The 15,941-nt window shown below is 34.5% G+C and carries 15 protein-coding genes; 13 read left to right on the forward strand and 2 right to left on the reverse strand.

Translation table 11 applies throughout. The annotated features are described in order from the left end of the window. Positions 1-92 precede the first annotated feature (92 nt). The 3 genes from rpoZ to recG are packed head-to-tail and all read left to right on the forward strand — an operon-like array spanning position 93 to position 4,609. Positions 93-383: a DNA-directed RNA polymerase subunit omega gene (gene rpoZ, locus A9G13_RS06215; protein WP_065556724.1), complete on the forward strand. Its 291-nt coding sequence runs from the start codon at positions 93-95 to the stop codon at positions 381-383. An 18-nt stretch (positions 384-401) separates the two neighbouring features. After that, the gene (spoT, locus tag A9G13_RS06220) at positions 402-2,510 is read left to right on the forward strand and encodes a bifunctional GTP diphosphokinase/guanosine-3',5'-bis pyrophosphate 3'-pyrophosphohydrolase (RefSeq protein ID WP_065556725.1); all 2,109 of its coding nucleotides are present in this window, start codon (positions 402-404) and stop codon (positions 2,508-2,510) included. 5 nt (positions 2,511-2,515) lie between these two features. After that, the gene (recG, locus tag A9G13_RS06225; protein WP_065556726.1) at positions 2,516-4,609 is read left to right on the forward strand and encodes an ATP-dependent DNA helicase RecG; all 2,094 of its coding nucleotides are present in this window, start codon (positions 2,516-2,518) and stop codon (positions 4,607-4,609) included. A 151-nt stretch (positions 4,610-4,760) separates the two neighbouring features. Here recG and ulaG read toward each other — a convergent pair whose 3' ends face one another. Both ulaG and ulaR read right to left on the reverse strand, forming a co-directional pair. Further along, positions 4,761-5,828, reverse strand: coding sequence for an L-ascorbate 6-phosphate lactonase (gene ulaG / locus A9G13_RS06230; RefSeq protein ID WP_065556727.1), 1,068 nt, complete (start codon positions 5,826-5,828; stop codon positions 4,761-4,763). 25 nt (positions 5,829-5,853) lie between these two features. Continuing rightward, positions 5,854-6,615, reverse strand: coding sequence for an HTH-type transcriptional regulator UlaR (ulaR, locus tag A9G13_RS06235; RefSeq protein ID WP_065556728.1), 762 nt, complete (start codon positions 6,613-6,615; stop codon positions 5,854-5,856). 434 nt (positions 6,616-7,049) lie between these two features. Between ulaR and A9G13_RS06240 the strand changes: the two genes are divergently transcribed. From A9G13_RS06240 to xerC, 10 genes are all read left to right on the forward strand, one after another. After that, complete coding sequence (locus A9G13_RS06240; RefSeq protein WP_442902799.1) at positions 7,050-8,771, forward strand: PTS ascorbate-specific subunit IIBC; 1,722 nt, start codon at positions 7,050-7,052, stop codon at positions 8,769-8,771. Positions 8,772-8,796: 25 nt separating this feature from the next. Beyond that, positions 8,797-9,270, forward strand: coding sequence for a PTS sugar transporter subunit IIA (locus A9G13_RS06245; protein WP_065556730.1), 474 nt, complete (start codon positions 8,797-8,799; stop codon positions 9,268-9,270). A 3-nt stretch (positions 9,271-9,273) separates the two neighbouring features. Next, positions 9,274-9,966, forward strand: a complete 693-nt coding sequence (locus A9G13_RS06250) for an L-ribulose-5-phosphate 4-epimerase (RefSeq protein WP_065556731.1) — start codon at positions 9,274-9,276, stop codon at positions 9,964-9,966. A 19-nt stretch (positions 9,967-9,985) separates the two neighbouring features. Continuing rightward, complete coding sequence (locus tag A9G13_RS06255) at positions 9,986-10,630, forward strand: 3-keto-L-gulonate-6-phosphate decarboxylase UlaD (protein ID WP_065556732.1); 645 nt, start codon at positions 9,986-9,988, stop codon at positions 10,628-10,630. A gap of 98 nt (positions 10,631-10,728) precedes the next feature. Continuing rightward, complete coding sequence (locus A9G13_RS06260; RefSeq protein WP_065557110.1) at positions 10,729-11,616, forward strand: L-ribulose-5-phosphate 3-epimerase; 888 nt, start codon at positions 10,729-10,731, stop codon at positions 11,614-11,616. A gap of 256 nt (positions 11,617-11,872) precedes the next feature. Next, positions 11,873-12,013 carry an LPS translocon maturation chaperone LptM gene (gene lptM / locus A9G13_RS11090; RefSeq protein ID WP_141670879.1) on the forward strand — a complete coding sequence of 47 codons (141 nt, stop codon included), beginning with the start codon at positions 11,873-11,875 and terminating at the stop codon, positions 12,011-12,013. Positions 12,014-12,024: 11 nt separating this feature from the next. Continuing rightward, positions 12,025-13,278 (forward strand): diaminopimelate decarboxylase, encoded by a 1,254-nt coding sequence (lysA, locus tag A9G13_RS06265; protein ID WP_065556733.1) that lies wholly within the window; start codon positions 12,025-12,027, stop codon positions 13,276-13,278. Positions 13,279-13,322: 44 nt separating this feature from the next. Next, positions 13,323-14,147 carry a diaminopimelate epimerase gene (gene dapF, locus A9G13_RS06270; RefSeq protein ID WP_065556734.1) on the forward strand — a complete coding sequence of 275 codons (825 nt, stop codon included), beginning with the start codon at positions 13,323-13,325 and terminating at the stop codon, positions 14,145-14,147. Positions 14,148-14,273: 126 nt separating this feature from the next. Further along, positions 14,274-15,020 (forward strand): DUF484 family protein, encoded by a 747-nt coding sequence (locus A9G13_RS06275; protein ID WP_065556735.1) that lies wholly within the window; start codon positions 14,274-14,276, stop codon positions 15,018-15,020. Beyond that, complete coding sequence (gene xerC / locus A9G13_RS06280; RefSeq protein ID WP_065556736.1) at positions 15,020-15,940, forward strand: tyrosine recombinase XerC; 921 nt, start codon at positions 15,020-15,022, stop codon at positions 15,938-15,940. The genes A9G13_RS06275 and xerC overlap by 1 nt, the downstream gene beginning before the upstream one ends. Position 15,941: the final 1 nt, after the last annotated feature.

Genomic DNA, 15,941 nt, shown 5'->3' on the forward strand with positions numbered 1-15,941 from the left:
TAAACAGATAGCTGTAGACAATTCCCTACAAAATTAAGTAGAATAACAGATCTTGTAGAATATTCAATTAAGTATAAAAATTAGGGGTAAAAATGGCTCGCGTAACCGTTCAAGACGCAGTAGAAAAAATTGGTAATCGTTTTGATCTTGTATTAGTGGCAGCAAGACGTGCTCGTCAATTACAAGTTGAAAATAAATCACCTTTACTTCCTGAAGAAAATGATAAAGAAACAGTCGTTGCATTGCGTGAAATTGAAGAAGGTTTAGTCAATAAACAAATTCTTGATACTGCTGATTTCCAAGCTCGTCAAGATGAAGAAGCAGAAGTACGTTCAACTTTGCACGAATCAATTCTTCTTGAAAATACACCTTCGTATGAATAAGCTTAACGAGAATTGCCTATGCAATATTTTGATAGCTTAAAAAAGGTTGTCGCATCTTATCTTCCGGTAAAACAAGTTGAACTTATCCAAGATGCTTACCTTTTTGCTCAAAAGGCGCATGAAGGGCAATTCCGTTGTAGTGGTGAACCATATGTAACTCATCCTGTCGCAGTCGCCACTATTTTGGCGGATATGCGACTAGATTATGAAACAATTATCGCGGCGCTTTTGCATGATACGATTGAAGATACCGCGATCACTTTTCAAGACATTACCGACAATTTTGGAAAACATGTAGCAACTTTAGTTGAAGGTGTTTCTAAACTAGATAAATTAAAGTTCCGCAATCGACAAGAGGCCCAAGCTGAAAATTTTCGGAAAATGGTACTGGCCATGACCGAAGATGTGCGTGTTATTCTCATTAAACTCGCCGATCGTACGCATAATATGCGCACGCTGGGAGCTCTTAGGCCGGATAAGCGTCGACGTATTGCCAAAGAAACTCTTGAGATTTATGCCCCTCTGGCCCACCGTTTAGGTATCCACCATATTAAAACTGAGCTTGAGATTTTAGGCTTTACAGCAATGTACCCTAATCGTGCTAAAGTGATCGAGAAAGTAATTGAAGCTGCACGAGGTACCAGAAAAGAATTAATTCAACAAATTTTATCTGAAATTCGTGAACGTCTAGCTGAAGCTAAAATTGATGCAGAAGTCGAAGGAATTGAAAAAAATATCTATGTGATTTATCAAAAAATGCAATTGCGTGAACAACACTTTCATTCAATTATGGATATTTATATTTTCCGAATTGTGGTTAAAGATGTGGATACCTGTTACCGCGTGCTTGGTTTGGTTCATAATTTGTATAAACCGCGTTTAAATCGTTTTAAGGATTATATTGCGATCCCTAAAGCGAATGGTTATCAATCTTTACATTCATCATTAATTGGCCCTCATGGTACTCCAGTTGAAGTCCAAATCCGAACTGAAGACATGGAACAGATGGCTGAAATGGGAGTGGCTGCACATTGGGTATATAATGAAAACGATGAGTTAAGCCATACTACCGCTCAAATTAAAGCACAACGTTGGATGCAAAGTTTATTAGAACTGCAACAAAGTGTGGGTAACTCTTTTGAATTTATCGAAAATGTCAAATCAGATTTGTTTCCTAAAGAAATTTATGTATTCACACCTAAAGGCCGTATTGTTCAATTACCTGAAGGTGCCACTGCAGTCGATTTGGCTTATGCCGTGCATTCAGATATTGGTTATCAATGCATAGGCGCAATTGTTGATCGTAAACCTTACCCAATCTCACAACCGTTGAGTAATGGTCAGACAGTCGAAATAATCACCTCACCAGAAGGCCGGCCTAATGCCAATTGGCTAAATTTTGTGGTAAGTGCTAAAGCTAGATCGCGTATTCGCCAAGCACTTAAGACACTTAAACGTGAAGATGCTATTGAGTTAGGTAGACGGTTATTAAATCTATCTCTAGCTAAAATAGGTGGTATTGAGGCACTTTCGCCAGAGAAAATAGCCAGAATTGTTGAGTTATCTAAACAGTCATCTTTCGATGATGTATTAGCAGAAATTGGTTTAGGTAATATTATGAGTCATTTTATTGCTAAAGGTTTAGAGCATAAAGAGTTATTATCTAATCAATCAGAACCGAATAAAACCTTGGTAATAACAGGTAGTGAAGGGGTATTAGTAACATTTGCTAAATGTTGCCATCCAATTCCCAACGATCCTATTGTTGGTCATGTTAGTACAGAAAAAGGTTTGACCGTCCATCATGAATCATGTCGGAATATTTCTGGTTATCAAAATAACCCTGAAAAATATATTTCTTTAAAATGGGCAGCAAATATCAAACAGCTTTTTGTCGCAGAAATTTGGGTTGATATTTTAAGTAATCAGGGATCATTAGCGCATCTTCTTTCGATCATTAATGAAGAAAATACTCATTTGCAATGGTTGAATACTGAAGAAAAAGATCAACAGATTTATACCATTATTTTACAAATTGAAGTAAAAAATACTCAGCAACTTAATGAATTAATGCGTAAAATGTCATTACAACCTGATGTTGTTAGTGTGCTGCGTAATATTAATTAATTACTATGTCTAGTCGATTTTTCAGCCAAATACCGATAATACAATTAACTGGCCTTGGTCCTACACTTGAAAACAAATTTCATTCATTAGGAATTTATACCGCCAAAGATCTGTTATTTCATTTCCCTTTACGTTATGAAGATCGTACTACATTTTCAGCTATAGCTGATATTTCACCGGGTGCATATACCACTATTGATGGTTGCATTATCAAAAGTGAAATAACTTTTGGTAAAAGAAAGATGTTAGTTTGTCATATTCAGGATGATACCGGAATCGCTATTTTAAGATTTTTGCATTTCAATACAGGTATGAAAAATGTTCTAATAACGGGTAAATGGGTTAGTGCTTATGGCGAAGTAAAACAGGGCAAAATTTATCCTGAGATTATTCATCCTCAATTTAAAATTAGAACCAATCGTGATGATAAATTGGTTAGTTTTGATGAAGAAACTGAAAAATATACGCCTATATATTCTTCAACTTATGGGTTATCACAAAATGTGATTCGTAAAGCAATTCATTCAGCGTTATTATTATTGAAACGTAATCCTCCTCCAGAAGTTTTACCACAGCAGATAGCAGATCACTATTTAGATGCTTTACAAGCTATACAGATTATCCATAATCCACCAATCGATACTGATATTAATTTATTATCATTCGGTGAGCATCCAGCAATTAAACGATTTATTTTTGAAGAATTGTTAGCTTATCATTTAAGTATGTTAATGATAAAAATAGATAATCAACAACAACAAGCATATATCTTTCATCCAAATCAAAAAGTTATACAGCCTTTTTTAGCTAGTTTACCTTTCAAGCTAACTAATGCTCAACAGCGGGTAATAAAAGATATTTATCAAGACATGGCAAAACCTGTTCCTATGATGCGGTTAATTCAAGGGGATGTCGGTTCTGGTAAGACTTTGGTTGCGGCATTAGCTGCTTTAAATGCTATTGAAAATGGTAGTCAAGTGGTGTTAATGGCACCTACCGAAATATTAGCTGAACAACATTATCATAATTTTAAACAATGGTTTGAGCCTTTTAATATTGAGGTTGATTGGTTATCAGGGCGTCTAACAACTAAGAATAAACTGCAACGCTATGAACGGGTTAAAAATGGTGCAATAACAATGTTAATTGGTACCCATGCAGTGTTTGTTGATAAAGTTGAATTTGCTTCTTTAGGACTAGTTATCATAGATGAACAACATCGTTTTGGGGTTAATCAACGATTAAGCTTATGGGAAAAAGGTATTAAAAATCATAATTTCCCTCATCAATTAATTATGACTGCTACGCCAATTCCACGAACGTTAGCTATGACGGTTTATGCTGATTTAGATGTATCTATTATCGATGAATTACCGCCAGGTAGAACACCTATAACTACTGTGGTTATTCCTAATACTCGTCGCGATGAGATTATTGAACGAGTAAATCAAGCTTGTCTAGAACATCGTCAAGTTTATTGGGTATGTACTTTAGTTGAAGAGTCAGAAACGCTAGATGCTCAAGCGGCAGAAATGTTAGTTACTGAGTTATGTGAAAGGCTACCACACCTAAAAATTGCTCTGATACATGGTAAGATGAAGTCGGATCAAAAACAAACAGTAATGCAAGATTTTAAACAAGGTAATATTCAACTTTTAGTCGCTACAACAGTAATTGAAGTAGGTGTAGATGTTCCTAATGCCAGTTTAATGATCATAGAAAATGCCGAGCGTTTAGGACTGGCACAATTACATCAATTACGTGGGCGTGTAGGCCGCGGTACCGTTGCTTCACATTGTGTACTGATGTATCAACCACCATTAAGTAAAATAGCACAAGCACGTATGCAAGTGATGCGTGATAGTAATGATGGATTTATTATTGCACAAAAAGATTTAGAAATTCGCGGTAGTGGGGAAATTTTAGGTACTCGACAAATGGGTATAGCTAATTTTAAAGTTGTCAATTTAATCCGTGATCAACATCTGATTAGTGAAGTCCAAAAAGTTTCTTATTATATACAACAAAGCTACCCTGACAGTGCCAAACAATTAATTGAGTGCTGGCTTCCTGATAGACAAAAATATATAAATGCTTAAAAATATTTAAAATTAATTAGAGCTTAGGATGATATTTTATAATTAGAATTATTGAAATTAGATAATAAATTTATTTATATAAGCAGTTTGATATATTTAAATAAATTGTGGACTTTGGAATATTTCCGCAGTCCACTTGATATTCTTAATTTTATAAGAATGAGCGATAAGGTAATTCAGGCTCATCAGTAAAGATATCTCTGAAGCCACGATAGTGTTGGTAATGCATTTTATTTTTATCTGTTGGATACGTATATTTACCACCAACTTGCCAGAAAAATGGTGTAAATTTATATTCTAGGCGATCTTTTTTCATTCTCCAAAGTACTTCAATTTCACGCGGATCACTCTGGAAGTTAGACCAAATATCATGATGGAATGGAATAACTACTTTAGTGTTAAGAGATTCAGCAGCACGAAGAATATCAGATGATGTCATTTTATCCGTCACACCGCGAGGGTTTTCGCCATAAGAAAGTAATGCAACATCAATTTTATAATCATTACCATGTTTTGCATAATAATTTGAATAGTGAGAATCACCTGAATGGTAAATAGAACCACCAGAAGTTTCAAATAAATAACTAACAGCACGATCGTTCATACCATCTAAAATAGATTTATCAGTCGAAGAAACACCTTCAGGTAAGGTAACTAATGATGTTCTGTCAAATGAATCTAATACTCGAATGGTTATATCCCCAACTTTGATAGTTTCGCCAACTTTTGCCACTATGCAGCGTTCTGCTGGGACTCCCCAACTTTTCCACAATTCAACACATGCTTTAGGACCAATAAATTTAACATCTGGTGAACAGTTTTGAATTACTGCAGCAGCTACGTTAACGTCAATATGATCAGCATGATCGTGGGTGGCCATTACTGCATCAATTTTTTTAATCGCAAATGGATCTAGAACAAAAGGGCTAGTTCTTAAATTTGGTTGTAATTCACGAACTCCGCCCATACGCATCATTTGGTGTTGTTTTTTCATTAGTGGATTGGCATGAGTTTTTTTACCTGTTCCACACCAAAAATCGACAGAAATATTAGTATTACCCGCTGATTTTAGCCATATACCTGTACAAGCAAGCCACCACATAGTGAAGGTATTAGGTTGAACCACAGTGTTTTCTATTTCTTCATTCAACCATGTTCCCCATTCAGGAAATGTATTTAAAATCCACGATTCACGGGTAATTTCATTAACTTTACTCATATTTTTTTCCTTCTAAATTTATTTGTTAGACTAAAATCACTTCAACGCCTTGCTTTTTGATAGATTCGATTACTTCTTTATTGGCTTGTTTGCCAGTAATTAAGATATCAATTTTGTTTACTGGGCAAAAAAGCATTCCTGAATTTGCTTTACTATCGATTTTTGAGCTATCGACAACAACGACCAACTTTTCAGCTTTTTCTAAAATTTGTTGTTCGGCTACGGCACTTAATATTTCATTTTTATAAAGACCAGTTGGTGTTAAGGTTTTACCACTGGTAAACATCCATTTTTCAGCATAAGTTTCTGTTATGCTAGCAATAGGGTTAAGAATAATATTTTGAGTTTTATTATATAAGCCACCCATAATGATGACATTTTCATGATCATTTTCAATAAGGTAACAAGCTAATGGAAAATAATTGGTAATAATTGAGACATTTTTTCCACATAATTCTCGGCCTAATAAAAAAGCCGTAGAACCACAGTTAATAACAATATTTTCATCATTGCCACATAATTTGGCCGCCCGTATAGCAATGCGAGCTTTTTCATGATAATGATCAGTATTATTAATACCAATTGGCGCCCAAATAGTTTTCTTTTCTTCTACTCGCATTATGCCATTACGTACTTTTTTTACCCTACCTTTTTGATCTAGTTTAGTAATATCACGTCTTGCAGTTGCAGGCGAAATGGAAAAGTAGGTAACTAAATCCATAACCGTCAGTGAACCTTTTTCATCAACTAATGCAACTATCTGATTATGCCGCGATATCTCATTCATTAACTGCCTCTAGGTTGAAAATGATTATATTTGATTATTTTTGATGATAATTTTCATTTTTAGTATTGTCAATTGCTTTAAAGTAATATTTAGTGGTAATTTTTGTAACTATATGAAATATAATAATATATTATTTTAAAAAATTATATTTACTATAATAATGTGATATCTGTCACAGTTATTCGTTCTTTTAAAATAAAAAAGGTGATCTTGGTCAAATTAATCATAAATAATCATTGATTGATTGATTATGATTATAGAATATAGCGCATATCAATTAACAGCTTTAATTCACTTTATTTAGTGAATAAAACCAAATGAAAGGCACTAATATAGAGAAACAATATTTTATTAGTGTTTGCGATGTCGATAATTAATGAGAGGGGCTTATGGAAGTAATCTATAATATATTTTATATTTTTTATAGTCAGGTAATGACAAAGGCACCTTTGTTATTGGGGCTAGTAACTCTTTTAGGCTATTGCCTTTTACGTAAAGATATAACAACAGTATTGAAAGGAACCATTAAAACGATCGTCGGTTTTATGTTATTACAAGTAGGTTCAGGAGTATTGGTTTCAACATTTAAACCTGTAATATCCAAGTTGGCAGAGTATCATAATATTAAAGGTTCAATTATTGATACTTATGCATCAATGGTTGCCGTTGAAAACGGGATGGGCGAAAATTATTCATGGGTAGGATATGCAGTATTATTAGCATTATCAATTAATATCATTTTAGTTATTTTTCGACGCATAACTGGTATTCGTACTATTATGTTGACTGGTCATATTATGTTCCAACAGGTAGGATTAATTACACTATTTTATTTCCTATTTGGTTATGGTATGTGGGAAACAGTTATTTATTCTGCCATTATTACCGCATTATATTGGGGTATATTCTCTAATATGATGTTTAAACCTACCGAAGCAGTAACTGGAGGTGCTGGTTTTTCTATCGGTCATCAACAACAACTAGGTTCTTGGATTGCAGTTAAGTTAGCACCTAAATTAGGTGATAAAAATGATTCCGTTGATAACCTAAAATTACCTAAATGGTTACATATTTTCCATGATAGTATTGCCGCAACCACCATAGTGATGACCTTCTTCTTTGGTATTATTCTACTGTCATTTGGATTGGATAATTTACAAACTATGGCAGGTAAAACTCATTGGACTATTTATATTTTTGAAACAGGGCTCAAATTTGCGGTTGCTATACAAGTAATTGTTGGTGGCGTAAGAATGTTTGTTGCTGAATTATCTGAAGCTTTTAAAGGTATTTCCGAAAAACTTATTCCAAATGCAGTGCTTGCTATTGACTGTGCGGCTATTTATGCATTTTCACCTAATGCAATGGTATTTGGTTTTATTTGGGGTGCATTAGGTCAGTTTTTAGCTATTGCATTATTACTGATCTTTAAATCACCTATAATGATTATTCCAGGTTTTATACCTATGTTTTTCTCTAATGCAACCATTGGTGTATTTGCTAATCATTTTGGTGGCTGGAAAGCAGTAATGAAAATCTGTTTTGTAATGGGAATGATTGAAGTATTCGGATCTGCTTGGGTAATTCATATCTTCGCACAAAATAATACTCCTATCGATTCTTGGATGGGGATGGCTGACTGGGCAATTTTATTCCCGCCAATTTTACAAGGTTTGTCATTTACTCATTTATTTATTTATGTGCTTATTGCGTTATCACTGGTTTATATGTTCTTCGCTGCTAAGCAGCTACGAGCTGAAGAAGCACAACAAAAGAATCAAACCGAATGTAATAATATTCATCAAGATTTTAATGAAGAAGTCGTTGAGAAAATGGATGAAGTTGCTATTAGTGAAGGTCGTCCAATTAGAATTCTTGCCGTGTGTGGTAGTGGTCAAGGTTCATCAATGATGATGAAAATGAAAATCGCTAATTACTTGGATAAAAAAGGTATCCCAAATATAATGGATTCTTGTGCCGTAACTGATTATAAATCTCGATTACCTAATGTGGATATTATTGTAGCTTCTAAACACTTAATTCATGAAATTGAAGTAAATGAAGGTCAACATGCTTTAGGTGTACAAAACATGTTGAATCCACAGACATTTGGAGATGAACTAATCGATCTTATTAACAAGGTTTTGAATAAATAATCTGTTTAATCACTAGGAGTTCAACATGGCTTTAAAAGAATCATTAATTGAAAATAATTCTATTATACTCAAAGCAGAAGCAGCCAATTGGGAAGAAGCAATTAAATTAGGCACGGATATGTTAGTGGCATCTAATGCTATTAAACCTTCATATTATGATGCAATTATTAAATGTGTTAAAAGTATGGGACCTTATATCATTATTGCTCCAAATTTAGCAATGCCGCATGCTAGACCTGAGGATGGCGTGAATCGAACAGCTTTTGCGTTAGTCACTTTAAAAAAACCTGTCTATTTTGACGGTGAAGAAGAACCCGTTGATGTACTTGTTACTTTAGCAGGTAGCACCTCAGATCAACATATGGAAGGATTAATGGAAGTGACACAAGTTTTAGATGATGAAAATAGTGAAACCGGAGTTAATCTAGATAAAATAAGACAGTGTAATACTAAAGAAGATGTTTATGCTGTTATTGATAAAGCTTTAAATGGAGGCTGAGTTATGTATCAGGCTTTAAAAGAGAGAGTTTTGCGAGCTAATCTAATGTTACCAAAATATGGTCTAGTCACTTTTACTTGGGGTAATGTGTCTGAGGTTGACCGAGAAAAAGGTGTCATTGCGATAAAGCCTTCAGGTGTAGAATATAGTGATATGAAAGTCGATGATATAGTGGTGGTTGCATTAACTGGAGAAAAAGTAGAAGGTAAACTAAATCCTTCAAGTGATACTGCAACTCATCTTGAACTTTATAAAGCTTTTAGAGATATTGGTGGTATTGTGCATACTCATTCACGTTATGCCACTGTTTGGGCTCAAGCAGAACAAGATATTCCAGCTCTAGGAACTACACATGCTGATTATTTTTATGGTGATGTACCTTGTGCTCGTAGGTTGACTGATAGTGAGATTGCTACTGATTATGAAAAGAATACAGGATTAGTGATTATTGAAGAGTTTAAACGTCGAGGAGTTGATCCAGTCGCCATGCCTGGAGTATTAGTTTCTGGCCACGCTCCTTTCTGTTGGGGTAAAGATGCTTTTGATGCAGTACATAATGCTGTCGTCCTTGAAGAGGTTGCTATGATGGCGTTGGCAACTCGACAACTTAACTCAACGATCAAAATTCAGCAAGAATTATCTGACAAGCATTATTTTCGTAAACATGGAAAAAATGCTTATTATGGCCAAAAATAGAATTTTTAAGGAGAATGAAATGTCAAAACCTATGTTACAAATTGCTCTAGATCAAACAGAATTAAAACCAGCAGTGGAAGTTGCTAATAATGTAGCTGGATTTGTAGATATTATCGAAGTTGGTACTATTTTAGCGTTTGGAGCAGGTATCGTTGGTGTTAAAACATTAAGAGAACTTCATCCTAAACATATTTTAGCTTGTGATCTTAAAACTACTGATGGTGGAGCAATTTTGGCTAAAATGGCTTTCTCAGCTGGGGCTAATTGGTTAACTGTATCAGCTGCTGCACACATAGCTACAATTGAAGCATGCAAGAAAGTAGCTGATGAATATAATGGTGAGATCCAGATTGAGTTATATGGTCATTGGACACTAGATGATGCCAAAGCTTGGCGTAATTTAGGCATTAAACAAGCAATCTACCACCGTTCACGTGATGCTGAATTAGCTGGTGTAGGCTGGACTGAAGCTGATTTAGTTAAGATGCGTCAACTTTCTGATTTAGGCCTTGAACTATCTATTACTGGAGGTATTGTTCCAGAAGATATACACTTGTTTGCAGGCATTAAAACTAAAGCTTTTATTGCTGGTCGAGCATTGGCTAATGAGAATGGGAAAAAGACTGCACAAGCATTAAGAGATCAAATTGCTAAATATTGGTAATTTTCATATTGCAGTCGTTACATCGACTGCATTTTATCTTTTTATGTAATTATTATCAGGTTGTTACAATGACAAAAAGAACAATGTCTAAAAATACCATGTATCAAACAAAGCAAACTCCACGCGTTGGTATTTATGAAAAAGCATTACCTAATGAACTTGCATGGCAAGAGAAACTACTTGAAGCAAAAAAGTTAGGATTTGATTTTGTTGAAATTTCAATTGATGAATCAGATGAACGCCGAGCCAGACTTAACTGGTCTGATGATGAAATCTACTCATTAAGGCATTTATGTGAACAAACAGGCATTCCTTTACATTCAATGTGCTTAAGTGCCCATCGCAAATATCCATTTGGTTCAGCGGACAAACATATAAGGAAAGAAGCCAGAGTGATTATGGACAAGGCTATTAGTCTTGCCTATAAATTAGGTATAAGAGTAATTCAATTAGCTGGTTATGATGTTTATTATGAAGATGCTAACTCAGACACTCACTTACGTTTTATTGAAGGTATGCAATGGTCAGCAAAACAAGCAGAAAAAGCAGGAGTGATGTTAGCTGTTGAAATTATGGATACCAATTATCTTAATTCTCTTAGTAAATTTGAGATTTTGAAAAAAGAGGTAAGTTCTCCATATTTTATGGCTTACCCTGATGTAGGGAATATTACTGGTTGGAACTATGATGTTTGTACTGAATTAATGCTTAGTCGTGAGCATATTGTGCAAATTCATTTAAAAGATACTTACAAAGTTAAAACTAATTATCCTGGACAATTTAGAGACTTAGTTATTGGCGAGGGTGAAGTTAATTTTGCGGATATTTTTAAAACACTGAACAATATGAATTATTCCGCACCGTTAGTCATTGAAATGTGGGCGAAAGATAAGAAATGGAAACAAAATATTATCACTGCACAAAAAAGATTAAATGCAATTGGAAAAGAAACTAATTTCCCAATATTTACCTCATTATTTGATTAACACTATGTACCTGTTATTTACTCCATCTTTTTACAAAAGGTGGAGTATTATTTTATTCCAATAACCATATATCATTACTATACTTTAGAATACCTTAGGTAAATTTTAATTATTTCTATTTAATTACTATGTTATGAATTAGTTTTGAACAAGGGACTTGATATTATCACTTTAAAGATTTGTTCTTTGCACGTGTTTAGCTATCGTGTAATATAGTATAATCGTCTAAAATAATAAAAAAATTGTGAATATTGTTATGAAATCCGCTATTAAATTACTCTCGGTATTTTTAGTTATATTGACTTTAGCTGGTTGTGGATTAAAAGGCCCGCTTTATTATCCAGCCGAAAAAACTTATGTCCCAGTGCATGTTGATTTATTGAATCAAACCGCCTAAGGGGGCAAATTATGGATTTTTTACATTATCAAAATGGCCATTTATTTGCCAATAAAATTGCTATATCTGATCTAGCTCAGCAATATGGTACCCCGCTGTACGTTTATTCAGCTGCGCATATAACTAAACAGTTTCTTGAGTATTCTCAAGTGTTAGTTAATCGGAAACATTTAGTTTGTTATGCGGTTAAAGCAAATAGTAATTTAGCTATATTGAATTTACTTGCCAAATTAGGGGCTGGCTTTGATATTGTTTCTCTAGGTGAGTTAGAACGCGTTTTAAAAGCGGGTGCAGAACCTAACAAAATTGTGTTTTCAGGTGTGGCAAAGTCGGTTATTGAGATTGAACGAGCTTTAAGAGCAGGTATCAAATGTTTCAATGTTGAATCTGAAGCTGAATTGTATCGCATCAATGACGTTGCTAAGCAAATGGGTAAAATAGCAGCAATTTCTTTACGTATTAATCCGGATGTTGATGCTAAAACACATCCATATATATCAACTGGATTACGGGAAAATAAATTTGGTATTAGTTATCAATTAGCTTTGAGTGTTTATCGTCAAGCTGTATCTTTGACTAATATTAAAGTAGTTGGTATTGATTGCCATATTGGCTCTCAGTTAACTGAATTGTCACCGTTTCTTGATGCTGCGGATCGAGTACTTGCCTTAGTAGCTAAACTTAAAGCTGAAAATATTCATCTAGAGCATATTGATTTTGGTGGTGGCTTAGGCGTTTGTTATGCCGATGAACAACCTCCAAGTGCATCATTGTTGATGACTGAACTAAATAAAAAATTGTTACCTTATCCTGATATTGAACTTTTATGTGAACCTGGAAGATCAATTGTTGCTAATGCAGGTTTGTTAATTTGTAAAGTTGAATACACAAAACATCAAGATGATAATCATTTTGCTATAATTGATGCAGGTATGAATGATTTAATTCGTCCGGCGCTTTATCAAGCTTGGATGCGTGTTTTGCCAGAAAAAGAACCACAAAATACTGACGAAAGTTATAATTATAATGTAGTTGGGCCTATTTGTGAATCAAGTGATGTGCTTGCTTATCAACGTCAACTTTCTGTTCAGCAAGATGATTTGCTGGTGGTATGTAGTGCCGGTGCTTATGGATTTAGTATGGCTTCTAATTATAATAGTCAGCCGCGCCCAGCCGAAGTTATGTTGGTAGCAGACAACCAGCATCAAGTTATTCGTCAACGTGAGTCAATAGAAGATTTATGGCGTGGTGAAACATTTTTATAGCATAGTATTGAGATAACTGGTGTTACGATAGAAGGTAGATTACGATGAACTTTTCAAAAATGCATGGGCTAGGTAATGATTTTATGGTCATTGATGCGGTAACGCAAAATGTTCATCTTTCAACCGAAATGATAAAACGACTTGCTGATAGATACACAGGGGTCGGATTTGATCAGCTATTGATAGTAGAACCCCCATATTCCCCTGATTCTGATTTTCATTATCGAATTTTCAATGCTGATGGTAGTGAAGTGCAACAATGTGGCAATGGTGCACGTTGTTTTGCCAGATTTGTACGATTAAAAGGACTAACTAAAAAACGTACACTAAAAGTAAGTACCATGAAAGGTAATATTATATTAACTGTTAATAATGATGAAACTGTAAGGGTAAATATGGGGCAACCAATTTTTGAACCAGCAAAAGTGCCTTTTAAAGCCATTAAAGAAGAAAAAACCTATATTATTCGTGCTCAAGAACGTACCGTATTATGTGGGGTTGCTTCAATGGGTAACCCGCATTGTGTTATTCAAGTAGATAATATATTAACAGCAGAAGTAGCTATGCTAGGACCTTTGTTAGAATCTCATGAACGTTTTCCGGAAAAAGCTAATATTGGTTTTATGCATATTATTGATCGCGATAATATCAATTTACGCGTTTTTGAGCGTGGAGTAGGTGAAACCCAAGCGTGTGGAACCGGTGCTTGTGCCGCTGTTGCAATTGGTATCAATCAAGGCTTACTTAATAATGCAGTAAATGTTAATTTACCTGGAGGTAAATTGTTTATTGAATGGCAAGGTAATAATCAGCCACTTTATATGACTGGACCTGCAACACATGTATTTGATGGATATATTGCAATTTAATTTTATAATTAAACTAGCTAGTTATTCACTATTTCAAATATGAAGTATAAATGCTTATAATAATGTTTAAAACAGTTTTTAATTCTGTCTGGGACATTGTGAGATCAGTTACAGAAGAGATTAATTATGGTCGATAAAACTACACGCACATCGAAAGCCAAAAATCCTAAACGTAGTGTTGCAATTAACAAATTAGACGATGAAATAGTCAGTAAATATTTAATTGATCATCCTGATTTTTTTATTCGTAATGCTAGCCTTATTGAAAATATAAGAGTTCCCCACCCGATTAGAGATAGTATTTCGTTACCCGAATGGCAAATGGCTAGGCAACGTAATAAAATTAATCAATTAGAGTCTGAAATTACGCTATTAATGGAACACGCTAGTTCAAATGAATTATTATTTAATCAATTTATGGCCTTGCAAAGTCAATTAATTAAAGCCAATACTTTAGATGATTTAGCTGAATTACTGAATGTTTGGGCTAAATCACTAGGATTAAGTGGTGCTTATTTATACCTTTTTGAAGATAAATGGTTACTTAATGCGCCGTCAAATTATTATCATTATGCACTTAATTCGTCACGCTTTGATTTTATTCGTGTACGTCATTTACAGTATAGTTATCAATTCCTGGGTGTTTTAAATACGACTGAATTAGATTTTTTGTTACCTAAACATGGTCATGTAGGATCAGTTGCCTTATCCCTGTTGGGGCAGTTTGGCGATTTAGGTGTTCTGCTATTTACTAGTTCTGATCCGCAACATTATCAAGCTGGTCAGGGAACTTTATTATTAGAAAAAATCAGTGAAATATTACCAATTTTTATTGGTAAATGGATAATGCGTAAACGAGTAGGGAGTGAGTAATGGAACAATCTCATAATCCGGATGATTGTTTATTGACTCAACCTGTAGAACATTTTTTAAATTATCTAAAATCTGAAAAACAGCTTAGTTTAAACACTCAAATTAATTATCGACGTCAGCTGTATGCTTTAATTGTTTTGGCTAAAGAGGTTGAGATCAATCGGTGGCAGGATTTAGATTCATCGGCGGTTAGATTATTAATCAGTCGGAGTAAACGTAACGGCTTACAAGCTAAAAGTTTAGCCTTAAGGCTTTCCTCATTGCGTAGTTTTTGTGATTGGATGGTAAGAAATGAGCAACTTTCCGCTAATCCTGCGCGTGGCGTATTAAATCCTAAACAAGGGCAGCACCTACCTAAAAATATCGATGTTGATCAGATTAATCAATTACTTAATATAGAATATAATGATCCATTATCTGTACGCGATAGAACTATGCTTGAAGTTATGTATGGATCGGGGCTCCGTCTTTCTGAATTAGTTAATCTTAATTGTCGAGAGTTAAACTTGATTGATGGTGAAATTCGCGTAATGGGAAAAGGTAATAAAGAACGCAAGTTACCATTGGGGCGAGAAGCGATTAAATGGATTAATCATTGGTTATCAATGCGAGACTTTTTGGTGCCTCAAGATGATGCATTGTTTATTTCCAAATTAGGTAAACGAATATCGCCACGTAATGTAGAAAAAAGATTTGCTCAATGGGGAGTAAAACAAGGCTTGAGTGTACACGTGCATCCACATAAATTACGCCATTCTTTTGCAACCCATATGCTAGAATCAAGTGGTGATTTAAGGGCGGTACAAGAATTATTAGGTCATGCAGACTTATCCACCACCCAAGTTTATACTCACTTAGATTTTTCACATTTATCTGAAGTTTATGATTCTGCTCATCCAAGAGCTAAAAGAGGAAAATAGT

Origin of the sequence: Gilliamella sp. wkB178 (genome assembly GCF_001690705.1) — a bacterium.
Taxonomy (GTDB): Bacteria; Pseudomonadota; Gammaproteobacteria; order Enterobacterales; family Orbaceae; genus Gilliamella; species Gilliamella apicola_K.